The organism is Agrobacterium tumefaciens, from assembly GCF_017726655.1.
GTDB classification, from domain to species: domain Bacteria; phylum Pseudomonadota; class Alphaproteobacteria; order Rhizobiales; family Rhizobiaceae; genus Agrobacterium; species Agrobacterium tumefaciens_B.
Window position 1 is genome coordinate 2,190,959 of sequence record NZ_CP072308.1, and the last position, 19,955, is coordinate 2,210,913.

The following is a 19,955-nucleotide window of genomic DNA, read 5'->3' on the forward strand; positions in this document are numbered from 1 at the left end:
GACATACATTCAAAGGGCGTGCCAGTTTTGAGTGTGTATCTAACTTATTGAAATGTAATGTTTATGTGTCGGGCGTCTGAAAAAGGTGCATTTGTCGCCCAAAAAAGCGTCTATAAAATGTGCGATTTTTCCAAAAAGCGCATTATTTAATCATTTGCCCTTTTGCGGATCAAACCCTCCTGCGCGACAGAGGCGATCAGTTCACCATCTCTGGTGAAAATATTGCCACGGGTCAGCCCCCTGGCGCCGGATGCGCTCGGGCTGTCCTGTGTGTAAAGCAGCCAGTCGTCGAGCCGGCAAGGTCGGTGGAACCACATGGCATGGTCGAGACTCGCTACCTGAATGGACGGGTCGAAGATGGTCGTCCCGTGGGCATAGAGCGAGGTGTCGAGCAGGGTCATGTCAGAGAGATAAGCGAGGATGGCGGATTGCAGGCGCGGATCGTCCGGCACGGTTCCAACGGCGCGGACCCAGATATCCTGCTGTGGCTCCAGCTTTTCCTTGGAGATATAGTGGGTTAGCGAGACAGGCCTGATCTCGATCGGCCGCTTGTTGCTCCAGTAGTTGCGGATCGAAGCGGGCGCCTTTGCGAGGAAGGCCGCCTGCATCTGTTCCTCGCTCATCAGTTTTTCAGGCGGCGTCACATCCGGCATCCGGATCTGATGGGTAAAGCCGTCCTCGAATATCTGAAACGACGCCGACATGGAAAAAATTGCCTTGCCGTGCTGGATCGCCACTACCCGGCGGGTGCAGAAACTGGCGCCGTCGCGGATGCGCTCCACCTGATAGACGATTGGCACCACCGGGTCGCCGGGGCGCATAAAATAAGCGTGCAACGAGTGCACGAAGCGGTCGTCATCCACGGTCCTCTGCGCGGCGATCAGGGCCTGCGCAATCACCTGGCCGCCAAAAACCCGTTGCCAGCCGATCTGCGGGCTTTCGCCCCGGTAGAGGTTCTCCTCCAGCTTTTCGAGATCGAGCGTGGCGATAAGATTTGCCATCGGGTCTGACGATTGCAAGGGATGCGACATTTTTTCGGCCTGCTCCGGCTGTAGGAAGACGTCACATGGTCTATAGTGCCCAGATGATGCGTGCACAAGATTTGAGGAGAAGCGCGATGCTGGACGTTGTGGTTGCAGGTGGCGGATATGTCGGTCTTTCCGTCGCTGTCGCCATCAAGCAGGCGGCGCCGCACCTTCAGGTGCAGGTTGTCGAGGCTGCTCCCGAGGAGGTCTGGAAGAAGGATGTCCGCGCCTCGGCGATCATTGCAGCGGCCACGCGTATGCTCGAGGTCTTCGGTATCTGGAGCGACATCGAAACGGAAGCGCAGCCGATCAACAGGATGATCGTGACCGATTCGAAAACCGCCGATCCTGTACGCCCCGTCTTTCTGACCTTTGATGGGGCCGTAGAGGAGGGGAGGCCGTTCGCCCACATGGTTCCGAACGTCGCGCTCGTCGGCGCATTGCGCGGCCTGTGTGAGCGTTTGGGCATTGAAATTCGCCATGGTCTCAGCGTCTCCGGCTTTACCGCCGGTCCGCAATCGACAGCAATCACCCTTTCCGATGGCTCCTCGCTTGATGCGCGATTGCTCGTTGCCTGCGACGGTGTCCGCTCGGCTCTTCGGGATATGGCTGGGATCAAGACCGTGCACTGGGCCTACGACCAGTCGGGCATCGTGACGACCGTTGAGCATGAGCGGTCGCACGAGGGCTGCGCCGAGGAGCATTTCCTGCCATCCGGACCCTTCGCCATTTTGCCCCTGAAGGGCAACCGGTCTTCGCTGGTATGGACCGAACGCACGGCAGATGCGGACAGGCTGGTCGCTTCCGACGATCTTGTCTTCGAAGAGGAACTGGAGCGCCGGTTCGGCCACAAGCTCGGCCCCATCCGTCCTGTCGGGCCACGGCGCGCCTTCCCGCTCGGGCTTACGCTGGCGCGTTCATTCGTTGCGCCACGCATTGCACTTGCGGGGGATGCCGCCCACGGCATCCACCCGATTTCGGGTCAGGGCCTCAATCTTGGTTTCAAGGATGTGGCGGCTCTTGCCGAAACGGTGGTCGAAGCCGATCGCCTCGGGCTTGATATCGGCTCTCTCAACGTTCTGGAGCGTTACCAGTCCTGGCGCCGCTTTGACACGTTGCGGATGGGCGTGACGACCGACGTGCTGAACCGGCTTTTCTCCAACGATATCGGACCCATCCGTATCATAAGGGATTTTGGCCTGGGGGTCGTGGACCGTCTGCCGGGTCTGAAATCCTATTTCATCGATCAAGCCGCCGGCACCACGGGCGCCAATGGACCGCGCCTGCTTGCCGGCGAGGCGCTTTGATCAATGGTTGTCGATAGCGTGAGGCGCTATATCGACCTTGATGCTTGACAGCCGATTCTGTTCTGGTGCGCGCTTACAAAGCTGAATCCGGCCAAAGACTTACCTGGATTCATAATCTTGTATGAGTTGTGTGACCGGGACCCAGATGTTGCGGAGAACAAAAGCTGAATCGGCAGGAGTCTGCGATTCGTATTCGATTCGTTCGCAGACTGTTCCGTTACCGAATCGATTACCGATTTGCCGGATTCTTTTTGTACCTTCAACCCGCTGAATATGCACATGAAATTCGCCGCAGTCATTCTGCCGGGACAGTTTGCGGAGAAGCGCTATTGCCTTTGTCCGCAGGCGTTGCCATGTGTGGTGGGTTCGGCCTGCATCTGAAATGGAAGGGGCGCGACAAGCAATTGAAGTCGATTCGCGGATAGTACGTTGAATTTTCGCCCCATGATCCTGAGCGGCCGCGGTGTCACGGCCGTTCTCGGCCCCACCAATACCGGCAAGACCCATTACGCCATTGAGCGGATGGTCGCACACGGCAGCGGTGTCATCGGCCTGCCGCTGCGTCTGCTGGCGCGCGAGGTCTATACGCGCCTTGTCGAGAAGGTCGGTGCGCCAAATGTGGCGCTGATAACCGGCGAAGAAAAAATCGCACCGCCCAAAGCCAAATATTCCGTCTGCACCGTGGAAGCCATGCCGCGCGAGACGACGGCCGCCTTTGTCGCGATCGACGAGGTGCAACTGGCCGGCGATCTTGAGCGCGGGCACATTTTCACCGACCGGGTATTGCATCTTCGCGGGCGTGAAGAAACGCTGCTTCTGGGGGCGGGCACGATGCGCCCCATTCTTGAAAAGCTGCTGCCGGGCATAACGGTGGTCGAGCGGCCGCGTCTGTCGCAGCTTTTTTATGCCGGCCAGAAGAAGATTACGCGCCTGCCGCAGCGCACCGCAATCGTGGCTTTCTCCGCGGATGAGGTCTACGCCATCGCCGAACTGGTGCGTCGCCAGCGCGGTGGTGCGGCTGTCGTGCTGGGGGCGTTGTCGCCGCGCACGCGCAATGCCCAGGTGGGCCTCTACCAGTCCGGCGATGTCGAATATCTGGTGGCGACGGATGCCATCGGCATGGGCCTCAATCTCGATGTCGACCACGTCGCTTTCGCGCAGGACCGAAAATTCGACGGCTACCAGTTCCGTAATCTCAACCCGGGTGAAATCGGGCAGATTGCGGGCCGTGCCGGCCGTCATCTACGCGATGGCACCTTCGGCGTGACGGGCCGGGTCGACCCGTTCGATGACGAGCTTGTGGAGCGGATCGAAAGCCATCAGTTCGATTCGGTAAAGGTGCTGCAATGGCGGACGAAGAATTTCGATTTTTCATCCATCGCCAATCTGCGCGCCAGCCTTGATGCCGCACCGTCGATACAGGGCCTTTCACGCGCCCTGCCAGCGATCGACCAACAGGCGCTCGAATATCTCTCCCGCTACCCTGAGATCATCGATGTGACGACAACGGATGCGCGGGTGGAAAAACTCTGGGAGGCCTGCGCGCTGCCCGATTATCGCCGCATCGCGCCCGCACAGCATGCCGATCTGATCTCCACGCTCTATTTCGACCTCGTCAAACGCGGGACGGTGAACGAGGATTTCATGGCCGAGCAAGTGCGCCGCGCCGACCGCACGGATGGTGAAATCGATACCTTGTCTGCAAGGATTGCGCAGATCAGAACATGGACTTATGTATCGAACCGCCCAGGATGGCTTGCCGATCCGACACACTGGCAAGAAAAGACTCGGGAAATCGAGGATCGATTGTCCGATGCGCTACATGAAAGGTTGACGAAACGCTTTGTTGATCGCAGGACATCTGTGCTCATGAGGCGCCTGAGAGAGAATGCGATGCTTGAAGCTGAAATCAGTGTAAATGGTGATGTCTTCGTAGAAGGTCATCACGTCGGCCAATTGGCCGGGTTCCGGTTCACGCCGGTGCCGGGAATGGAAGGGCCGGATCAGAAGGCCGTGCAAGGTGCTGCCCAAAAGGCGCTCGCTCTCGAATACGAGGCGCGGGCCGCGCGTCTGCACGCCAGTGGAAATGGCGATCTTGCTTTGAGCTCCGATGGTCTGGTTCGCTGGTTGGGCGAGCCGGTGGCCCGCCTTTCGTCCGGCGACAATATCATGAAGCCGCGGGTGATCCTGCTGGCTGACGACCAGCTGAGCGGTAATGCCCGCGATCACGCGCTGGCGCGGGTCGAGCGTTTCGTCAATCACCAGATTGCCACCGTGCTGAAGCCGCTGGACGATATTTCCCGTGCCGAGGACCTTCAGGGTCTCGCGAAGGGCCTGGCGTTCCAGCTGGTCGAAAATCTGGGTGTGCTGTTCCGCCGCGATGTCGCTGACGACGTCAAGTCGCTCGATCAGGATGCGCGCGCCTCCATGCGCCGCTACGGTGTGCGTTTCGGTGCCTATCATGTGTTCCTGCCAGCGCTTCTGAAGCCCGCCCCAGCGGAGCTTGTGACGCTGCTCTGGGCACTGAAAAACGACGGTCTCGGCAAGCCCGGTTATGGCGACCTCATTCCGGTTCTCGCAGCCGGCCGCACGTCCGTTGTCACGGATGCAAGCTTCGAGCGCATGTTCTACAAGCTCGCCGGGTTCCGCTTCCTCGGCAAGCGCGCCGTGCGCATCGACATTCTCGAGCGCCTGGCCGATCTCATCCGCCCGCTGCTGCAGTGGAAGCCTGGCCAGCAGCCGCGTCCTGAAGGCGCCTATGATGGTCGCCGTTTCACGACCACCACCGCGATGCTTTCCATTCTGGGCGCGACGCTCGATGATATGGAAGAAATCCTGAAGGGCCTTGGCTACCGCGCCGATCAGGTGACGGCGGAAGAGGCGCAGGCGTTCCTCGCCAGCCATGCCGGCACGCCGGCTCCTGCTGCTGCAGACGCGGCGGCGGTTGAAGAGGAAGGCGCAGAAGGCGAGCAGGAAGAGACGGCGTCAGAAGAGCAGGCGTCACAATCCGAAGCCGTTGCGGAAGGCGAAGCCGCCGCCGAGGCACCTGTTGCTGAGGCTGTCAGCCCGGAGGTCGTCGCCGCCGAAGCTGCCCCGGAAGGGGCAGAGGCCGCCGAGCCCAAGCCGGTTCTTCTGTGGCGTCCAGGTGGTCGTAACGACAATCAGCGCGGTGACAACCGCCGTCCCGGCAACCGCGGTCAAGGCCGTGGCGAGGGCGCTCGCGAGCAAGGCGAGCGTCGTGGCGAAGGCCGTCGCGATAACCGCGATGGCGGCAATCGCGAGGCGGCCAATCGCAATGGCGATGGCGAGCGCAAGCGTGATGGTGGTCGGCCGGACCGTGGCAACAACCGCAACAACGACCGTCACGATCGTGGCGAGCGTAAGGATCGTCCGGAGCGCAATGACCGTGGTGGAAAGCCTCAGGGTCAGCAGCGTTTCGAAGCCAAGCCGCCGCGCAAGGAAAAGCCGCTCGATCCGGACTCACCTTTTGCAAAGCTCGCTGCTCTCAAGGAGCAGCTGAAGAAGTAAGCCCATGGGTAGCAACGAACAGCCACTGGAAAGCGCGCGTCAGCGTCTCGACAAGTGGCTGTTCTTTGCCCGCATGGCGAAATCTCGGTCACTGGCCCAGAACTACATCCAGTCTGGGCATGTGAAGGTCAACGGCTCCCCTATGCGCCAACCGAGCCACATGCTGAAGGCCGGCGACAGGCTGGAAATCAGCTTCGAGCGGATGGACAGGGTGCTGATCGTCAAAGCCGGCGGAACGCGCCGCGGCCCCTATGAGGAAGCAAGGCTTCTCTACGACGACCAGACACCGGCTCGACCGCCTTCCGACAGGCTGACGCCGCTTGAACAGGCGATGCGCCTGCCGGGCAGCGGACGCCCCACCAAAAAAGAGCGCCGTGCGCTCGACAGGTTTCTGTCGGACAGTGACGGCAGCGAAGATTAGAATAAACCTCCAAGCCGCACCCGTTTTTCAGAATTGTTTATCCTTGCTATCTGCAAGCAAAGGCATTACGTCACTTGCGAAATTGCCCTGTCTGAATTCCGGGCGACGGCTTGTGTTCCGAAGCCCAAAGACCCGGCCTGCATATTCTGGAGTTCATCATGACATATGTCGTGACCGACAATTGCATCCGCTGCAAATACACCGATTGCGTTGAGGTCTGCCCTGTCGACTGCTTTTACGAGGGCGAAAATTTCCTCGCCATCAATCCCGATGAGTGCATCGATTGCGGTGTGTGCGAACCGGAATGTCCTGCCGAGGCTATCAAGCCCGATACGGAGCCGGGTCTCGACAAGTGGCTGAAGCTCAATGCCGAATATGCGGCCATCTGGCCAAATATCACGGTGAAGCGTGATCCGATGCCGGAAGCCAAGGAAATGGACGGTGTCGAAGGCAAGCTGGAGCTCTATTTCTCCGCCGAGCCTGGCAAAGGCGATTGATCCGAGATCGCATCATCCTCTTTCACAAATTCAAAAGCCCTCGTTGTACCTTCACGAGGGCTTTCGTTTATCCGCCGCGGCCGGATTGCAGCGTGGTGGACAGCAGGGTTAGAAGCGCCACGCTTTCCTCCAGGCTTTGCCGTTGACGGCTTTGCAGGATGGCTGCCTGCAACCGGTTCATCTCGCGGGCAATCGCCGCTGGCTGCCATGTGCGCAGCGCTCTTTCGATGACCGGTTTCCGGCGGAAATGGATATGACGCCCGAGGGTCTGCATGACCTGTCCGGCCTGCTGCTTTTTCTCATCCATCTCTGCACGCATCTGATCGAGCAGCTGAAATTGCTTGAGGCACCCCTGCAGCACGAGGAAGATCGGCGTTTTTGAGGAAATGATCTTCTGGGTGGCGTGGAAAAAGGCGTTCCTGTCGCCCTTGAGGATGGCATCCACGGCGTCGTCGGCGGAAACCGTGCTGGCATCGCCGATAATGGCCATCACGTCATCCTCTTCGATCACCTCGGCGCCACGGCAATAGAGGGCAAGCTTGCGGATTTCATTGCGCGACGCGATACGGTCGCCGCCGAGTTGCTCGATTAGCCTCTGTCGAGCAGCGGGTGCGATGCGCAGATGATCTGCGGAGAGTTCCTGATCGATCAGCGCATTCAGCGAGCGGGCGTCATCGGCGTAACAGGGGATCGCGGCAATCGAGCGTGCCGGCTCGGCGATCTTGCGCAGGCCGGTACCCTTTTTCACGTCACCTGCTTCGATGATCAGGAAGCTCGATTCCAGTGGCGTTTCCGCCAGGATCTGGAGGGCATCCACGAGTGCCTTTTCGGCTGACGCGCCTTTAACCCACACGAGTTTTTCGCCGCCGAAAAGACCAATGGCGTTCACCTCATCCAGCAGACGCCCCGGGTCGCCCTGCAGATCGGATGCAGTCAGTTTCAGTGAGGCAAAAGCATCGTCGGGATCGACACCCGTCTTTTTGGCGATGACGCCTGCCCGCTCCGAAACAAGACCACGATCCGGCCCGTAGAGGACGAAAACGCGAAAGCGCTCCGCCGGGTTCTCGGCGAAGCGCTCGAATTCATGGGACTTTATCTCCGCCACGGCCGCCGCTCTCAGCGGCCGAGCGTGGCGGCGACATCGGTGCGGATGATCTCGGCCAGCTCGCGGGCCGCACGGTTCTCGGCGTCGCGGATCGCCCTGATCTTGGCGAATTCCTGCTGCGGCAGATCCACCTGCGCGGTGACGCTGCGGCGCGCTGAACGCAGAATCTGACCGTCGGATACGCGCGTCAGCACATATTGACCGGCCATCACGACACGACCGGGGTACGGCCCGTCGTAATTGTTGTTTGTGCGCGTCGTCAGGTCGTAATTCTGCACTTCGGTCGAGCTGGCGCTCGAGCTGACGCCGATCTTGAGGGTATATTGAGCCGTCGCAGGCTCGCCTGCACCTCCAGCCATCAGGAAGATCAACTGGTTACGGACTTCCTGCCCGGCACGTCCGCCTATCTGCGCAATGCTGACTGCTGCCAGTCTTTCTTTTGTTCCGGAAGCTTCGCCATAAAGCGGGCGTACCTGGCAGCCCGCCAGAAGACCAGCCATCATCACGACGGAAATTGCTGCCGCGACGCGGCTCCATCTCGAAAAAACGTCAGACAACAATGTTCACAATCCTCTGCGGAACCACGATGACTTTCTTGGGCTCGCCGCCGGCAAGAAGAGATTTGACGGCATCCAGAGCAAGGGCAGCCGCGCGGACCGCATCTTGATCCGCATCGCGCGCGATTGTCAATTCGCCGCGCTTCTTGCCATTGACCTGCACGGGCATGACCACGTCGTTTTCTTCCACCAGCGAAGGCACGAAGGTCGGCCATGGCGTCTCAGCCACCAGACCCTCGTTGCCCAGTGCCGCCCAGCATTCTTCGGCGAGATGTGGCGTCATCGGGGCGATGATGCGGATCAGGATTTCAACGGCGTCACGCGCTGCCGCCTTTGCGTCGTTGGACTTGCCGCCCGAAGCAACGTCGGCCAGAGGGCCGGCCAGCGCGTTGACGAGTTCGTAAATGCGCGCAATTGCCTTGTTGAAGGCGAGCTTGTCCAGATCCTCCTGAACCGCCTTCAGCGTCTTGTGAGCGGCCTTTGAGGCAGCAAGACCTTCACCGTCGGTCGCGGGCTTCGGCTCGACCGTCTTGAGCTCGTCGGCAGCTTCACCGATGATGCGCCAGACGCGCTGGACGAAGCGGTTTGCGCCCTCAACGCCCGATTCGGACCAGATCACATCGCGATCCGGCGGCGAGTCCGACAGCACGAAGAAGCGCGCGGTATCCGCGCCATAGGAGGCGATGATATCGTCGGGATCGACCACGTTCTTCTTCGACTTCGACATCTTCTCGATAGAGCCGATCTTCACCTCTTCGCCGGAGGAAAGCAGGAAGGCGCGGCGCGTGCCGTCCGTTTCCTCAATCCGCAGGTCCGCCGGCGGCACCCATTCTCGCGCCGTGCCTTCACCGCGGCTGTAGGTCTCGTGGACTACCATGCCCTGGGTGAACAGGCCCTTGAAGGGTTCTTTCACATCCACATGACCGGTCTCGCGCATGGCGCGGGTGAAGAAGCGCGAATAGAGCAGGTGCAGGATCGCGTGCTCGATGCCGCCGATATACTGATCCACCGGCAGCCAGTGATTGGCAACCTTCGGATCGGTCGGTGCATCTTCCCAGGGTGCCGTGAAGCGCGTGTAATACCAGCTGGAGTCGACGAAGGTGTCCATCGTGTCGGTTTCGCGACGCGCGTCATGGCCACATTGCGGGCAGGAGACGTGACGCCAGGTCGGGTGCCGGTCCAGCGGGTTGCCTGGCACGTCGAACGTCACGTCGTCGGGCAGCTTCACGGGCAGGTCCTTTTTTGGAACCGGCACGACGCCGCAGACTTCGCAATGGATGACCGGGATCGGGCATCCCCAGTAACGCTGGCGGGAAATGCCCCAGTCGCGCAGGCGGAAGTTGACCTTGCGCTCGGCCTGGGGTGCGTTGCCGAGCGTTTGCGCCGACAGCTTCTGCACGACCGCCTCGAAGGCATCCGTCGTTTTCATGCCATTCAGGAAGCCGGAATTGATCATGACGCCGTCGTCGGTGTAGGCGGTGTCATCGACCGTGAAGCTTTCCGCATCCGGGCCTTCGGGGGCGACGACAGCCACGACCGGCAGGCCGTATTTGCGCGCAAAGTCGAGGTCGCGCTGGTCGCCGGAGGGGCAGCCGAAAATCGCGCCGGTACCGTAATCCATCAACACGAAGTTGGCGACATAGACCGGCAGTTCCCAGGTCGGATCCAGCGGATGCACAACCTTGACGCCGGTATCGATGCCCTTCTTTTCAGCCGTTTCCAACGCTGCCAGAGACGTGCCATGGCGGCGGCATTCATCACAGAATTCGGCGATGGCGGGATTTTTTTCCGACAGCTCTTTCGCCAGCGGGTGGTCGGCGGCAATGGCCAGGAAGGAAGCGCCGAACAGTGTGTCGGGACGTGTGGTGTAAACCGTGATGTCAGAAAAGCCTTCCGGTGCCGTGTCGGCAACGGTCTGCCAGCGCAGCGACAGGCCTTCGGAACGGCCGATCCAGTTCTTCTGCATCAGGCGCACTTTTTCCGGCCACTGATCCAGCGTGTCCAGCTCATCCAGCAGGTCCTGGCTGAAATCGGTGATGCGGAAGAACCATTGCGTCAGTTCGCGCTGTTCGACCAGCGCGCCGGAGCGCCAGCCGCGGCCATCGATGACCTGCTCGTTGGCCAAAACGGTATGGTCGACCGGGTCCCAGTTGACCTTCGACTGCTTGCGGTAGACCAGCCCCTTTTCCATGAAGTCGACGAACAGCGCCTGCTGGCGATGATAATATTCCACATCGCATGTGGCGAATTCGCGGGTCCAGTCCAAGGACAGGCCCATGGATTTCAGCTGTCCGCGCATGGTGGCGATGTTCTGGTAGGTCCAGTCCTTGGGATGGACCTTGTTCTGCATGGCCGCATTTTCGGCGGGCATGCCGAAAGCGTCCCAGCCCATCGGGTGCAGCACGTTGAAGCCGCGGGCGCGCTTGTAACGGGCGACGACGTCACCCATGGCATAGTTGCGGACATGGCCCATGTGGATGCGACCCGACGGATAGGGAAACATCTCTAGAACGTAATATTTCTCACGCGGATCGCTGTTGTCTGTCACGAAGACCTTGTCTTCGTTCCATTTCTGCTGCCAGCGCGGCTCGGCGTCGCGAGGATTGTAACGTTCGATGGCCATTGTCTAAAATTCCGGGTATCGAGGGGAAAAATGTGCGCTGACCTTCACCATGAAACGACCGGGGCGTCAAGTTTGGCGGGGCGTTCGGTAGTGTAATCTTGGCCAGCGTGCCTCAAATGGTGCTAAAGCCGCTTGGCATCAAGGGATTCGGCGTCTAGTTAGCGGTTCGAACGTTTAAAAAGGTCCTGTGATGGAAATCGAAGCTCGTCTTGAGGATGTCAGGCAGCGTATCGCGCATGTGGCGGAAAAATCGGGCCGCAGGCCTGGGGATGTCACCCTGGTCGCCGTCTCCAAAACATTTGATGCGGAAGCGATCCAGCCGGTCATCGATGCGGGTCAGCGTGTCTTCGGCGAAAACCGTGTTCAGGAAGCGCAGGGCAAATGGCCGGCGCTGAAAGAAAAGACGCCCGGCATTGAGCTGCACCTGATCGGGCCGCTGCAATCCAACAAGGCTGCCGACGCCGTGGCGCTTTTCGATGTCGTGCAAAGCGTCGATCGTGAGAAGATAGCGCGTGTGCTTGCTGAAGAATGCGAAAAGCAGGCTCGCAGTCTGCGGTTTTACGTTCAGGTCAACACCGGGCTGGAACCGCAGAAAGCGGGCATCGATCCACGCGAAACCCTTGCCTTCGTGACACTCTGCCGGGATGAACTTAAGCTGCCGGTCGAGGGGCTGATGTGTATCCCTCCGGCGGAGGAAAACCCGGGCCCGCATTTTGCGCTCCTCGCAAAGCTTGCAAGGGAATGCGGCCTCAAGAAGCTTTCGATGGGCATGTCCGGCGATTTCGAAACGGCCGTGGAATTCGGTGCGACCAGCGTACGCGTGGGCTCGGCGATTTTTGGCGCGCGATAGGCTATAGGCAAAAAACCCGGCACTGAGCCGGGTTTTTCAAGCATTCGACAACGTCGATCAGTACTGATCGTCCTCGTCTTCATCCTTCTGCGTGGACTTCAGCGACGACAGCTTCTTGAAGACGGCATCGGCGTCGATCTGGTCGTCTTCCTCACGCTGGAAGTTGTAATCGAGACCTTCCGTCGCGGTCGCCGGCTGCAGCGTGTTATCCAGTTCCTCCGCAGTCGGCAGCGGACGGCCGCGGGAGGCGCGCTCGACTTCGAGGTCGAGATCGATCTGGCTGCAGAGGCCGAGGGTGACCGGGTCCATCGGCGTCAGGTTGGCCGAGTTCCAGTGCGTGCGGTCGCGGATCTGCTCGATGGTCGACTTCGTGGTGCCGACGAGACGCGAAATCTGCGCATCCTTCAGTTCCGGGTGGTTGCGAACTAGCCAGAGAATGGCGTTCGGACGATCCTGACGCTTAGAAACCGGCGTATAACGCGGGCCGCGACGCTTGGATTCCGGAACGCGAACCTTCGGCTCGGAAAGTTTGAGCTTATGGTTCGGGTTGCCTTCGGCGCGGGCGATCTCATCGCGGGAAAGCTGTCCGGTGGCAATCGGGTCGAGGCCCTTGATGCCCTGCGCGGCTTCACCGTCGGCAATTGCCTTGACTTCAAGCGGATGCAGTTTGCAGAACGTGGCGATCTGATCGAACGACAGCGCGGTGTTGTCAACCAGCCATACAGCCGTTGCCTTTGGCATGAGCAATTGTTGAGCCATAGATACAGTCCTTCTGTCCGTCCGCGCCGGTGTCGCGGGCGTGGTATCAACCACTGATTTCCGGGATATTGCCGCTCTATAACCGGATTGCATCATAATTGCAATTCTTTGCGAAACAAATGACCTTTGTCTAATTGCCGTGCGCAATTGACCTGCTATGAATTCAACACATGCCTGAGGTGGGAGTCTCGGGCCGCGTCAGAAGCCATACCCGGTTCCAGGAGGAGTTCATGTCTGCCAAAATCTACCCGGTGCTCAAGTCGGCGAAAGCCCGCACGCTCATCGACAATGAGCGTTACCAGAAATGGTACCAGGAGAGCGTCGAGGATCCGGAAAAATTCTGGGACAAGCACGGTCGGCGGATCGACTGGTTCAAGCCCTATACAAAGGTCAAGAACACGTCCTTCAGGGGGCGGGTGCCGATCAAGTGGTTCGAGGATGGCCTGACCAACGTCTCCTACAACTGTATCGACAGGCATCTGAAGACCCATGGCGAGCGTACGGCGATCATCTGGGAAGGCGACAATCCCTATATCGACAAGAAGATCACCTATAACCAGCTCTACGACTATGTCTGCCGTCTGGCGAACGTGCTGAAGAAGCACGGCGTGAAGAAGGGTGACCGCGTCACCATCTATATGCCGATGATCCCCGAAGCGGCTTACGCGATGCTTGCCTGCGCGCGCATCGGCGCCGTGCATTCCGTCGTCTTTGGCGGCTTCTCGCCCGAAGCGCTGGCCGGCCGTATCGTTGACTGCGAATCGACCTTCGTCATCACCTGCGATGAAGGCGTGCGCGGAGGCAAGCCGATCCCGCTCAAGGAAAACACCGACAAGGCGATCGATATCGCCGCCAAGCAATATGTCATCGTCAACAAAGTTCTCGTTGTGCGGCGTACCGGCGGCAAGACCGGTTGGGCGCCTGGCCGCGACATCTGGTACCATCAGGAAATCGCGACCGTGAAGCCGGATTGCCCGCCTGTGAAGATGCGCGCGGAAGACCCGCTGTTCATCCTCTACACGTCGGGTTCCACCGGCAAGCCAAAGGGCGTGCTGCACACCACGGGCGGCTATCTCGTCTATACGTCGATGACGCATGAATATGTCTTCGATTACAAGGACGGTGAGGTGTACTGGTGTACCGCCGATGTCGGCTGGGTCACCGGCCATTCCTATATAGTTTACGGGCCGCTTGCGAATTGCGCGACGACACTGATGTTCGAAGGCGTTCCGAACTTCCCGGATCAGGGCCGCTTCTGGGAAGTCATCGACAAACACAAGGTCAACATCTTCTATACGGCGCCGACAGCGCTGAGATCGCTGATGGGCGCAGGCGACCAGTTCGTCACGCGTTCCTCGCGCAGCAGCCTGCGGCTGCTCGGCACCGTGGGTGAGCCCATCAATCCGGAAGCATGGGAGTGGTATTACCATGTGGTCGGCGAGGACAAGAGCCCGATCGTCGACACCTGGTGGCAGACGGAAACCGGCGGTATTCTCATCTCGCCGCTGCCGGGCGCGACCGATCTGAAACCCGGCTCGGCGACGCGGCCGTTCTTCGGTGTGCAGCCGCAACTGGTTGATGCCGAAGGCAATGTGCTGGAAGGGCCGGCGGACGGCAACCTCTGCATCATCGACAGCTGGCCGGGCCAGTCGCGCTCCGTCTATGGCGATCATCAGCGCTTCATCGACACCTACTTCTCCACCTATAAGGGCAAGTATTTCACCGGTGACGGCTGCCGGCGCGATGAGGACGGTTATTACTGGATCACCGGCCGCGTGGATGACGTTCTGAACGTTTCCGGTCATCGCCTCGGTACGGCCGAGGTGGAATCGGCGCTGGTGTCGCATCATCAGGTTTCGGAAGCGGCGGTTGTCGGTTATCCGCATCCGATCAAGGGGCAGGGCATTTATTGTTACGTCACGCTGATGGCGGGCCAGAACGGCGACTATGCGTTGCGCGAAGAGCTGGTAAAGCACGTGCGCAACGAGATCGGGCCGGTTGCGACACCCGACAAGATCCAGTTTGCGCCCGGCCTGCCCAAGACCCGTTCCGGCAAGATCATGCGGCGTATCCTGCGCAAGATCGCCGAGGATGATTTCGGGGCGCTCGGAGATACTTCGACGCTCGCCGATCCGGCCGTTGTCGATGACCTCATCGCCAACCGACAGAACCGCACAGCGTGATTTTGAGAAAAGGCTGCTTCGGCAGTCTTTTTTGATCGGCTTTCGACAAACAAAAACACCCGGAGGCGGAACCTCCGGGTGTCTTTAACCTATGCAGTTGGGATTACTGACCGCGGATCTTCTTTAGGTCCGCCAGAACGGCGTCAACGACGTCGGCGCCGATTTCAGCCTTATGCTTTTCATAGACGACCATGGATTTTTCGCGGATACGCGCCTGCTCTTCGGGAGACAGCGTGTTCACTTCGAGGCCGGCAGCCTTGATCTTCTCCAGCGACTTCTGGTTCAGTTCGCGGATGACCTTGCGCTCTTCGTCACGACCGACAACTGCGCATTCACGCAGGGCTGCCTGTTCTTCCGGCGTGTAGCTGTCGAAGATCGGCTTGGAGAAGAGGAAGAGGAACGGCGTGTAAGCGTGGTTCGTCTCGGTGACGTATTTCTGCACTTCGTAGAACTTCGACGTGTCGATCGTCACATAGGGGTTTTCCTGGGCATCGATCGCGTTGGTCTCAAGCGCCGAGAAGACTTCGCCGAAAGCCATCGGAGTTGCGTTTGCACCGAGGTTCTGGAAGGTGTCGAGGAAGATGTTGTTCTGCATCACGCGGACCTTGAGGCCCGAGAAATCTTCCCACTTGTTCACGGCATGCTTGGAGTTCGACAGGTTGCGGAAACCGTTTTCCCAGTAAGCCAGGTTGACGAGGCCCTGCTCTTCCAGCTTCTTGTTCATCATGTCGCCGAACGCGCCGTCCATGACAGCGTCTGCTTCCTTGGCGTTGGAGAACAGGAACGGCAGGTCGAAGACGCCGAGGGCCGGAATAAGACCGACGAGCGGCGAAGAGGACGTTACGACGGCTTCCTGAACGCCGGAGCGCAGTGCCTGGGTTGCCTGAAGGTCTCCACCGAGTGCGCCGCCCCAGAACGCTGTCAGCTTCAGCTTGCCGCCCGACTTGTCGTCGAGGCAGGCCTGCATCGCCTTGATGCCGTTGCCAACCGGATGGTCCTGATTGATGCCGTTCGAAACGCGGATGTTACGGCTGTTGAATTCGGCCATTGCCGGCGCTGCGGCGCCCACCGCGAAAGCGATTGCCGTGGCGGTCAGAAGAAGCTTTCTCATAATATCCTCCCTTGGATTGTGGTCGAGAAAAAGTTTCGATTAACGAAGGTACTGCAGAGGCACGAGGACGATGTCCGGGAAAATCACGAGCAGCGCCAGCACGATGGTTTCGGCAACGAGGAACGGCCAGACACCGACCGTGACCTTGCCGAGCGGGATCCGGCCAACGCCGCTGACGACGTTGAGCACCACGCCAACCGGCGGGGTAATCAGGCCGATGGCGTTGTTGATGATGAAGAGGACACCGAAATAGACCGGGTCGATACCCGCCTGCTTCACGATCGGCATCAGAACTGGCGTCAGGATCAGGATGGTCGGCGTCAGGTCGAGCGCGGTGCCGACGACGAAGACCAGCACCATGATGACGGCCATCAGCAGCATCGGACGGTCGATCAGCGGTTCGATGTAACCGGCGACTTCATTCGGAATATTCGCCGCGGTGATGAGCCACGCGGAAACGAGTGCCGCGCAGACGAGGAACATGATGATCGAGGTGCTCTTGGCGGCGCGCAGGAGCACGTGGAATAGGTCCGCCGGCTTCAATTCGCGGTAGATCACCATCCCGACGAAAAGCGCATAGGCGGCGGCAACCACGGCGGCTTCCGTCGGCGTCATGATGCCGGCCTTGATGCCGCCGAGGATGATGACGGGCATGCCGAGAGCCCAGCCGGCGCGAGCCGTGGCTGTCACGCGTTCCTTGGCCGTGGTTTTCGGCAGCGGCTTGACGTCATCCTTGCGTACAACGATCAGCCAGGCGATGATAAGCGATGCGCCCATCAGGATGCCGGGAACGATACCAGCGAGGAAGAGCTGGGTGATAGAGACGTTGGCGGCGACACCGAAAACGATGAAGGCCATGGATGGCGGGATGACCGGGGCGATGATACCGCCAGCGGCAATCAGACCGCCGGAGCGCGGAATGTTGTAGCCAGCTTTCGCCATCATCGGGATGAGGATTGCAGCAAGGGCTGCGGTATCGGCTGCCGCCGAACCGGAGATGCTGGCCATGATGATGGCGGCGACAATGGCCACGATGCCGAGGCCGCCTCTGATATGGCCGACCAGCGCGATCGCAAAATCGATGATGCGGCGGGAGAGGCCACCGGAATTCATCAGTTCGCCGGCCAGAATGAAGAAAGGAATGGCAAGCAGCGTGAAGGTGTCTGCGCCCGAGATCATGTTCTGCGCGATGATCGCGGTGTTGAACATGCCCATGTACCACATGAGCACGACGCCACAGAACATCAGCGAGAAAGCGACGGGAACGCCAATCGCCATGGCTCCGAGCAGAGAGCCGACAAAAACGAAAAGTGTCATGGTATCAGCGCTCCGAAAGCTGTTCGATCGTCAGGTTCTCGCCCGCAAACTGGGCGATTTCGTCTTCCGTGACGCGGCCGGTCAATTGCCTGTAGAGACGCTCCAGCGCGATGACGAACATGAGACCACCCGTGAACATGCCGATACCATAGACCCAGATCATGGAGAGTTTGGTGACCGGTGCGTGCATGCTGGCGTTGATGCCGGATTGTTTCCAGGTGCCCCAGAAGAAGATGGCGGAACAGGCCAGGATGATGATGTTGGAGATGATCATGCAGACGATACGGGCGCGGCGCGACAGAAACATCACGAGCGTTTCAATGCCCATATGGCTGTTCTCGCGGAAGGTCAGCACGGCGCCAAGGAAGGTCAGCCATACGAAGAAGTAGCGGGACAGCTCTTCCGAGACGTTGATGCCGGAATTCATCGTGTAACGCATGACGACGTTGACGAAGACCATGATCGACATGCCAGCGAGCAGCGCGACGAGAATGATTTCGAGAATCCGGTAAAAGAGATTGATGGTCTTTTGCATTTTCCCCTCCCGAAGAAATGTTTAGAGCAATCCTCGTTTTGCGAGGTTGCGCATCAGGGCCGCGGTGCCGAACGTCCATTCCGGGCATTCGTCCGTCGTCGTGACCCAGTTTATCAGCTTGCCGAGCTTGGGTGTGGAAATCTCGACCCGGTCGCCTTTGGAATGTGTGAAGCCGAGGCCGGGGCCGTGACGGTCCTTGACCGGCGCGAACATTGTGCCGAGGAAAAAGACCGCCCCGTCAGGATATTGATGATTGCGGTTCAAGAGCTGCGAGGCGAGGTTCTCCGGCGTGCGGCTGATTGCTTCCATGGGGCTGACGCCGGTCATGGTGAAGCCGTCTTCGCCCTCGACCAGAAGCGAGATCTGCGACTTCTTCACATCCTCAATGGTAAAGTTGCCGTCGAACAGGCGGATGAAGGGACCGATCGCACAGGATGCATTATTGTCCTTCGCCTTGCTGAGCAGCAGGGCGGAACGGCCTTCGAAGTCGCGCAGGTTGACGTCGTTGCCAAGCGTCGCGCCGACAATGCGACCGTCAGAGGTGATGGCCAGCACCACTTCCGGCTCGGGATTGTTCCATTGCGATTTCGGGTGAACGCCGATCAGCGCACCACAGCCAACCGAGGCCATGGCCTGCGCCTTGGAGAAGATTTCCGCATCCGGACCGATGCCGACTTCCAGATATTGCGACCAGAGGCCCATTTCCTGGAGCAGTTTCTTCACTTCGGCCGCTTTTTCGGAGCCGGCTTCCAGGCCCTTGAGGTTGTCGCCGAGAACCGGGGCCAGCCGGCCGCGAATTTCCTGCGCGCGCAGCGGATCGCCCTTGGCCTGCTCTTCGATCACCCGTTCCAGCATGCTGTCGGCGAAGGTGACGCCGGCGGCCTTAACGGCCTGAATGTCGTTGGGTGCAAGGAGTTCGCCGGCGGAACCGTCCAGAAACGCGTCCAGTGCGCCAAGCGCAACAAAAGCGGCGGTGTCGGCAAGTTGCGTCACCAGATCCGTTTTCTCCAGAAGCTCCGACATGGTGGGGGCAAGCGAGGTAAGGTCATAAAGCACGCCACCCTTGAGCAGTACAGGGCACGGGCCGTCCTCGCTCTTCGACCAGACGCGGCCGACGAGCAGCGCGTTTTCGAAATCGTCAGGCAAAATTGTGGTAGCGTCGATAGACCTTGTGCCGGCCATGTAGTCCTCCCCTTCACACCCGACAGGCCGCCCCCTGCGGTCTTATTGTCTGGATGTCTGACAACCTAATCTCTTTCTTCTTAGTATGACTTTTACAGCGAGTCTAGCGGTCCGTTAGACAAAAATTCGCCTTGATTGACACCGGCCATACAACACATGCGGTGAAGCTGTCCTATAACTTCGGCGTCAACGACGCCAAAATTCAAAATATATCGAGATCGATGTTCAGGCGCCGGGCAGCGCCTAAAATGTGCTGACGCATCGCATCCCGCGCCACCGCAACGTCCCGGGACGCGATCGCCTCCCGTAGCACCACGTGCTCGTTGATGGTGATTTCGAGAATTTCGCCGTAAACAGCGCGCGAAAACGCCGTGTTGATGGCGGAACTGATGCGCTGGGCGATGAAGCCCAGAAAAATCAGGAAATATTCGTTGCCGGTCGCTTCGGCCATGGTGCGGTGGAAATCGAGATCGGCTTCGACACCGTCCTTCGACCACTCGACGGCATTGCGCATGCCGTAAATCGCCTTGTCAAACCTTTCGAGATGTTCGGGTTTGTGATGCAACGCGGCGAGGCCGGCAGCATCGATTTCCAGCGACATACGAAGCTGCATCAGGTCGCGAAAGTTCTCGGGATCGTTGAGGGTGGATTGCTCGATCCGGATCGACAGTCGCTGTCGCGGGTCGGTCACAAAAGCTCCGACGCCCTGCCTCGTCTCAACGAAGCCTTCATTGCGTAGTTGCGCGATCGCCTCGCGAATGACCGAGCGGCTGACACCAAAGGTCTTGGCGAGAACGTGTTCGGTCGGCAGCCTGTCGCCCGGCCCGAGTTTCGAATCGTTGATTTCGCGCGCCATCTCCGCGGCAATCCGGCCCGGCAGATGGTCGTTGCGATGAATCTGATTGAACTCCAGCGTCATGATTGCTCCCGTTCGGCCGAAACGATGATTGCCCGT

The 19,955-nt window shown here is 59.6% G+C and carries 16 protein-coding genes; 6 read left to right on the top strand and 10 right to left on the bottom strand.

What is annotated here, in order from left to right; all coding sequences use genetic code 11:
- Positions 1–146 precede the first annotated feature (146 nt).
- Positions 147–1,031 carry an acyl-CoA thioesterase II gene (gene tesB / locus AT6N2_RS10850; RefSeq protein ID WP_209086672.1) on the bottom strand — a complete coding sequence of 295 codons (885 nt, stop codon included), beginning with the start codon at positions 1,029–1,031 and terminating at the stop codon, positions 147–149.
- An 86-nt stretch (positions 1,032–1,117) separates the two neighbouring features.
- On the opposite strand from tesB, the gene AT6N2_RS10855 reads away from it, so the two are divergent.
- The 4 genes from AT6N2_RS10855 (at position 1,118) to fdxA (ending at position 6,778) form a co-directional block, all read left to right on the top strand.
- Entirely contained in the window at positions 1,118–2,332 is a 1,215-nt protein-coding gene (locus tag AT6N2_RS10855) for a ubiquinone biosynthesis hydroxylase (protein WP_233282436.1), read from the top strand.
- 444 nt (positions 2,333–2,776) lie between these two features.
- Positions 2,777–5,860, top strand: coding sequence for a helicase-related protein (locus AT6N2_RS10860; RefSeq protein WP_209089661.1), 3,084 nt, complete (start codon positions 2,777–2,779; stop codon positions 5,858–5,860).
- 4 nt (positions 5,861–5,864) lie between these two features.
- Complete coding sequence (locus AT6N2_RS10865) at positions 5,865–6,281, top strand: RNA-binding S4 domain-containing protein (RefSeq protein ID WP_063951490.1); 417 nt, start codon at positions 5,865–5,867, stop codon at positions 6,279–6,281.
- Positions 6,282–6,439: 158 nt separating this feature from the next.
- The gene (gene fdxA / locus AT6N2_RS10870; protein ID WP_063951609.1) at positions 6,440–6,778 is read left to right on the top strand and encodes a ferredoxin FdxA; all 339 of its coding nucleotides are present in this window, start codon (positions 6,440–6,442) and stop codon (positions 6,776–6,778) included.
- 67 nt (positions 6,779–6,845) lie between these two features.
- Here the strand turns inward: fdxA and holA are convergent, their stop codons facing one another.
- Genes holA through leuS form a run of 3 tightly spaced genes read right to left on the bottom strand, consistent with a single transcriptional unit; the run spans position 6,846 to position 11,063 of the window.
- Complete coding sequence (gene holA / locus AT6N2_RS10875) at positions 6,846–7,883, bottom strand: DNA polymerase III subunit delta (RefSeq protein ID WP_209086675.1); 1,038 nt, start codon at positions 7,881–7,883, stop codon at positions 6,846–6,848.
- A gap of 11 nt (positions 7,884–7,894) precedes the next feature.
- The gene (lptE, locus tag AT6N2_RS10880) at positions 7,895–8,440 is read right to left on the bottom strand and encodes an LPS assembly lipoprotein LptE (protein ID WP_233282437.1); all 546 of its coding nucleotides are present in this window, start codon (positions 8,438–8,440) and stop codon (positions 7,895–7,897) included.
- Positions 8,433–11,063, bottom strand: a complete 2,631-nt coding sequence (gene leuS, locus AT6N2_RS10885) for a leucine--tRNA ligase (RefSeq protein ID WP_063951487.1) — start codon at positions 11,061–11,063, stop codon at positions 8,433–8,435. The genes lptE and leuS overlap by 8 nt, the downstream gene beginning before the upstream one ends.
- Positions 11,064–11,253: 190 nt before the next feature.
- Here leuS and AT6N2_RS10890 point away from each other — a divergent pair, with 190 nt between their 5' ends.
- A complete protein-coding gene (locus AT6N2_RS10890; protein ID WP_209086677.1) occupies positions 11,254–11,913 on the top strand; it encodes a YggS family pyridoxal phosphate-dependent enzyme in 660 nt (219 codons plus the stop codon).
- A gap of 57 nt (positions 11,914–11,970) precedes the next feature.
- Here the strand turns inward: AT6N2_RS10890 and AT6N2_RS10895 are convergent, their stop codons facing one another.
- Positions 11,971–12,672 (bottom strand): DUF1013 domain-containing protein, encoded by a 702-nt coding sequence (locus AT6N2_RS10895; protein ID WP_063951485.1) that lies wholly within the window; start codon positions 12,670–12,672, stop codon positions 11,971–11,973.
- A 230-nt stretch (positions 12,673–12,902) separates the two neighbouring features.
- Between AT6N2_RS10895 and acs the strand changes: the two genes are divergently transcribed.
- Positions 12,903–14,855, top strand: a complete 1,953-nt coding sequence (gene acs, locus AT6N2_RS10900; RefSeq protein ID WP_063951484.1) for an acetate--CoA ligase — start codon at positions 12,903–12,905, stop codon at positions 14,853–14,855.
- A 103-nt stretch (positions 14,856–14,958) separates the two neighbouring features.
- Here the strand turns inward: acs and AT6N2_RS10905 are convergent, their stop codons facing one another.
- The 5 genes from AT6N2_RS10905 to AT6N2_RS10925 form a co-directional block, all read right to left on the bottom strand.
- Positions 14,959–15,966, bottom strand: a complete 1,008-nt coding sequence (locus tag AT6N2_RS10905; protein ID WP_209086679.1) for a TRAP transporter substrate-binding protein — start codon at positions 15,964–15,966, stop codon at positions 14,959–14,961.
- 39 nt (positions 15,967–16,005) lie between these two features.
- On the bottom strand, positions 16,006–17,283 hold the full coding sequence (locus AT6N2_RS10910) for a TRAP transporter large permease (protein ID WP_063951482.1): 1,278 nt from the start codon (positions 17,281–17,283) through the stop codon (positions 16,006–16,008).
- Positions 17,284–17,287: 4 nt separating this feature from the next.
- A complete protein-coding gene (locus AT6N2_RS10915; RefSeq protein ID WP_063951481.1) occupies positions 17,288–17,818 on the bottom strand; it encodes a TRAP transporter small permease in 531 nt (176 codons plus the stop codon).
- Between the two features lie 21 nt (positions 17,819–17,839).
- On the bottom strand, positions 17,840–19,000 hold the full coding sequence (locus AT6N2_RS10920; protein WP_063951480.1) for a fumarylacetoacetate hydrolase family protein: 1,161 nt from the start codon (positions 18,998–19,000) through the stop codon (positions 17,840–17,842).
- Positions 19,001–19,202: 202 nt separating this feature from the next.
- The gene (locus AT6N2_RS10925; protein ID WP_144578289.1) at positions 19,203–19,919 is read right to left on the bottom strand and encodes a FadR/GntR family transcriptional regulator; all 717 of its coding nucleotides are present in this window, start codon (positions 19,917–19,919) and stop codon (positions 19,203–19,205) included.
- Positions 19,920–19,955: the final 36 nt, after the last annotated feature.

Excerpts from the sequence above, each read along its gene's own strand:
- AT6N2_RS10860 (WP_209089661.1), top strand. The coding sequence starts at position 2,777 with ATGATCCTGAGCGGCCGCGGTGTCACGGCCGTTCTCGGCCCCACCAAT.
- AT6N2_RS10915 (WP_063951481.1), bottom strand. The coding sequence starts at position 17,818 with ATGCAAAAGACCATCAATCTCTTTTACCGGATTCTCGAAATCATTCTC.
- AT6N2_RS10925 (WP_144578289.1), bottom strand. The coding sequence starts at position 19,919 with ATGACGCTGGAGTTCAATCAGATTCATCGCAACGACCATCTGCCGGGC.
- AT6N2_RS10890 (WP_209086677.1), top strand. The coding sequence starts at position 11,254 with ATGGAAATCGAAGCTCGTCTTGAGGATGTCAGGCAGCGTATCGCGCAT.
- AT6N2_RS10910 (WP_063951482.1), bottom strand. The coding sequence starts at position 17,283 with ATGACACTTTTCGTTTTTGTCGGCTCTCTGCTCGGAGCCATGGCGATT.
- acs (WP_063951484.1), top strand. The coding sequence starts at position 12,903 with ATGTCTGCCAAAATCTACCCGGTGCTCAAGTCGGCGAAAGCCCGCACG.
- AT6N2_RS10905 (WP_209086679.1), bottom strand. The coding sequence starts at position 15,966 with ATGAGAAAGCTTCTTCTGACCGCCACGGCAATCGCTTTCGCGGTGGGC.
- AT6N2_RS10865 (WP_063951490.1), top strand. The coding sequence starts at position 5,865 with ATGGGTAGCAACGAACAGCCACTGGAAAGCGCGCGTCAGCGTCTCGAC.
- leuS (WP_063951487.1), bottom strand. The coding sequence starts at position 11,063 with ATGGCCATCGAACGTTACAATCCTCGCGACGCCGAGCCGCGCTGGCAG.
- AT6N2_RS10855 (WP_233282436.1), top strand. The coding sequence starts at position 1,118 with ATGCTGGACGTTGTGGTTGCAGGTGGCGGATATGTCGGTCTTTCCGTC.
- tesB (WP_209086672.1), bottom strand. The coding sequence starts at position 1,031 with ATGTCGCATCCCTTGCAATCGTCAGACCCGATGGCAAATCTTATCGCC.
- AT6N2_RS10920 (WP_063951480.1), bottom strand. The coding sequence starts at position 19,000 with ATGGCCGGCACAAGGTCTATCGACGCTACCACAATTTTGCCTGACGAT.
- fdxA (WP_063951609.1), top strand. The coding sequence starts at position 6,440 with ATGACATATGTCGTGACCGACAATTGCATCCGCTGCAAATACACCGAT.
- AT6N2_RS10895 (WP_063951485.1), bottom strand. The coding sequence starts at position 12,672 with ATGGCTCAACAATTGCTCATGCCAAAGGCAACGGCTGTATGGCTGGTT.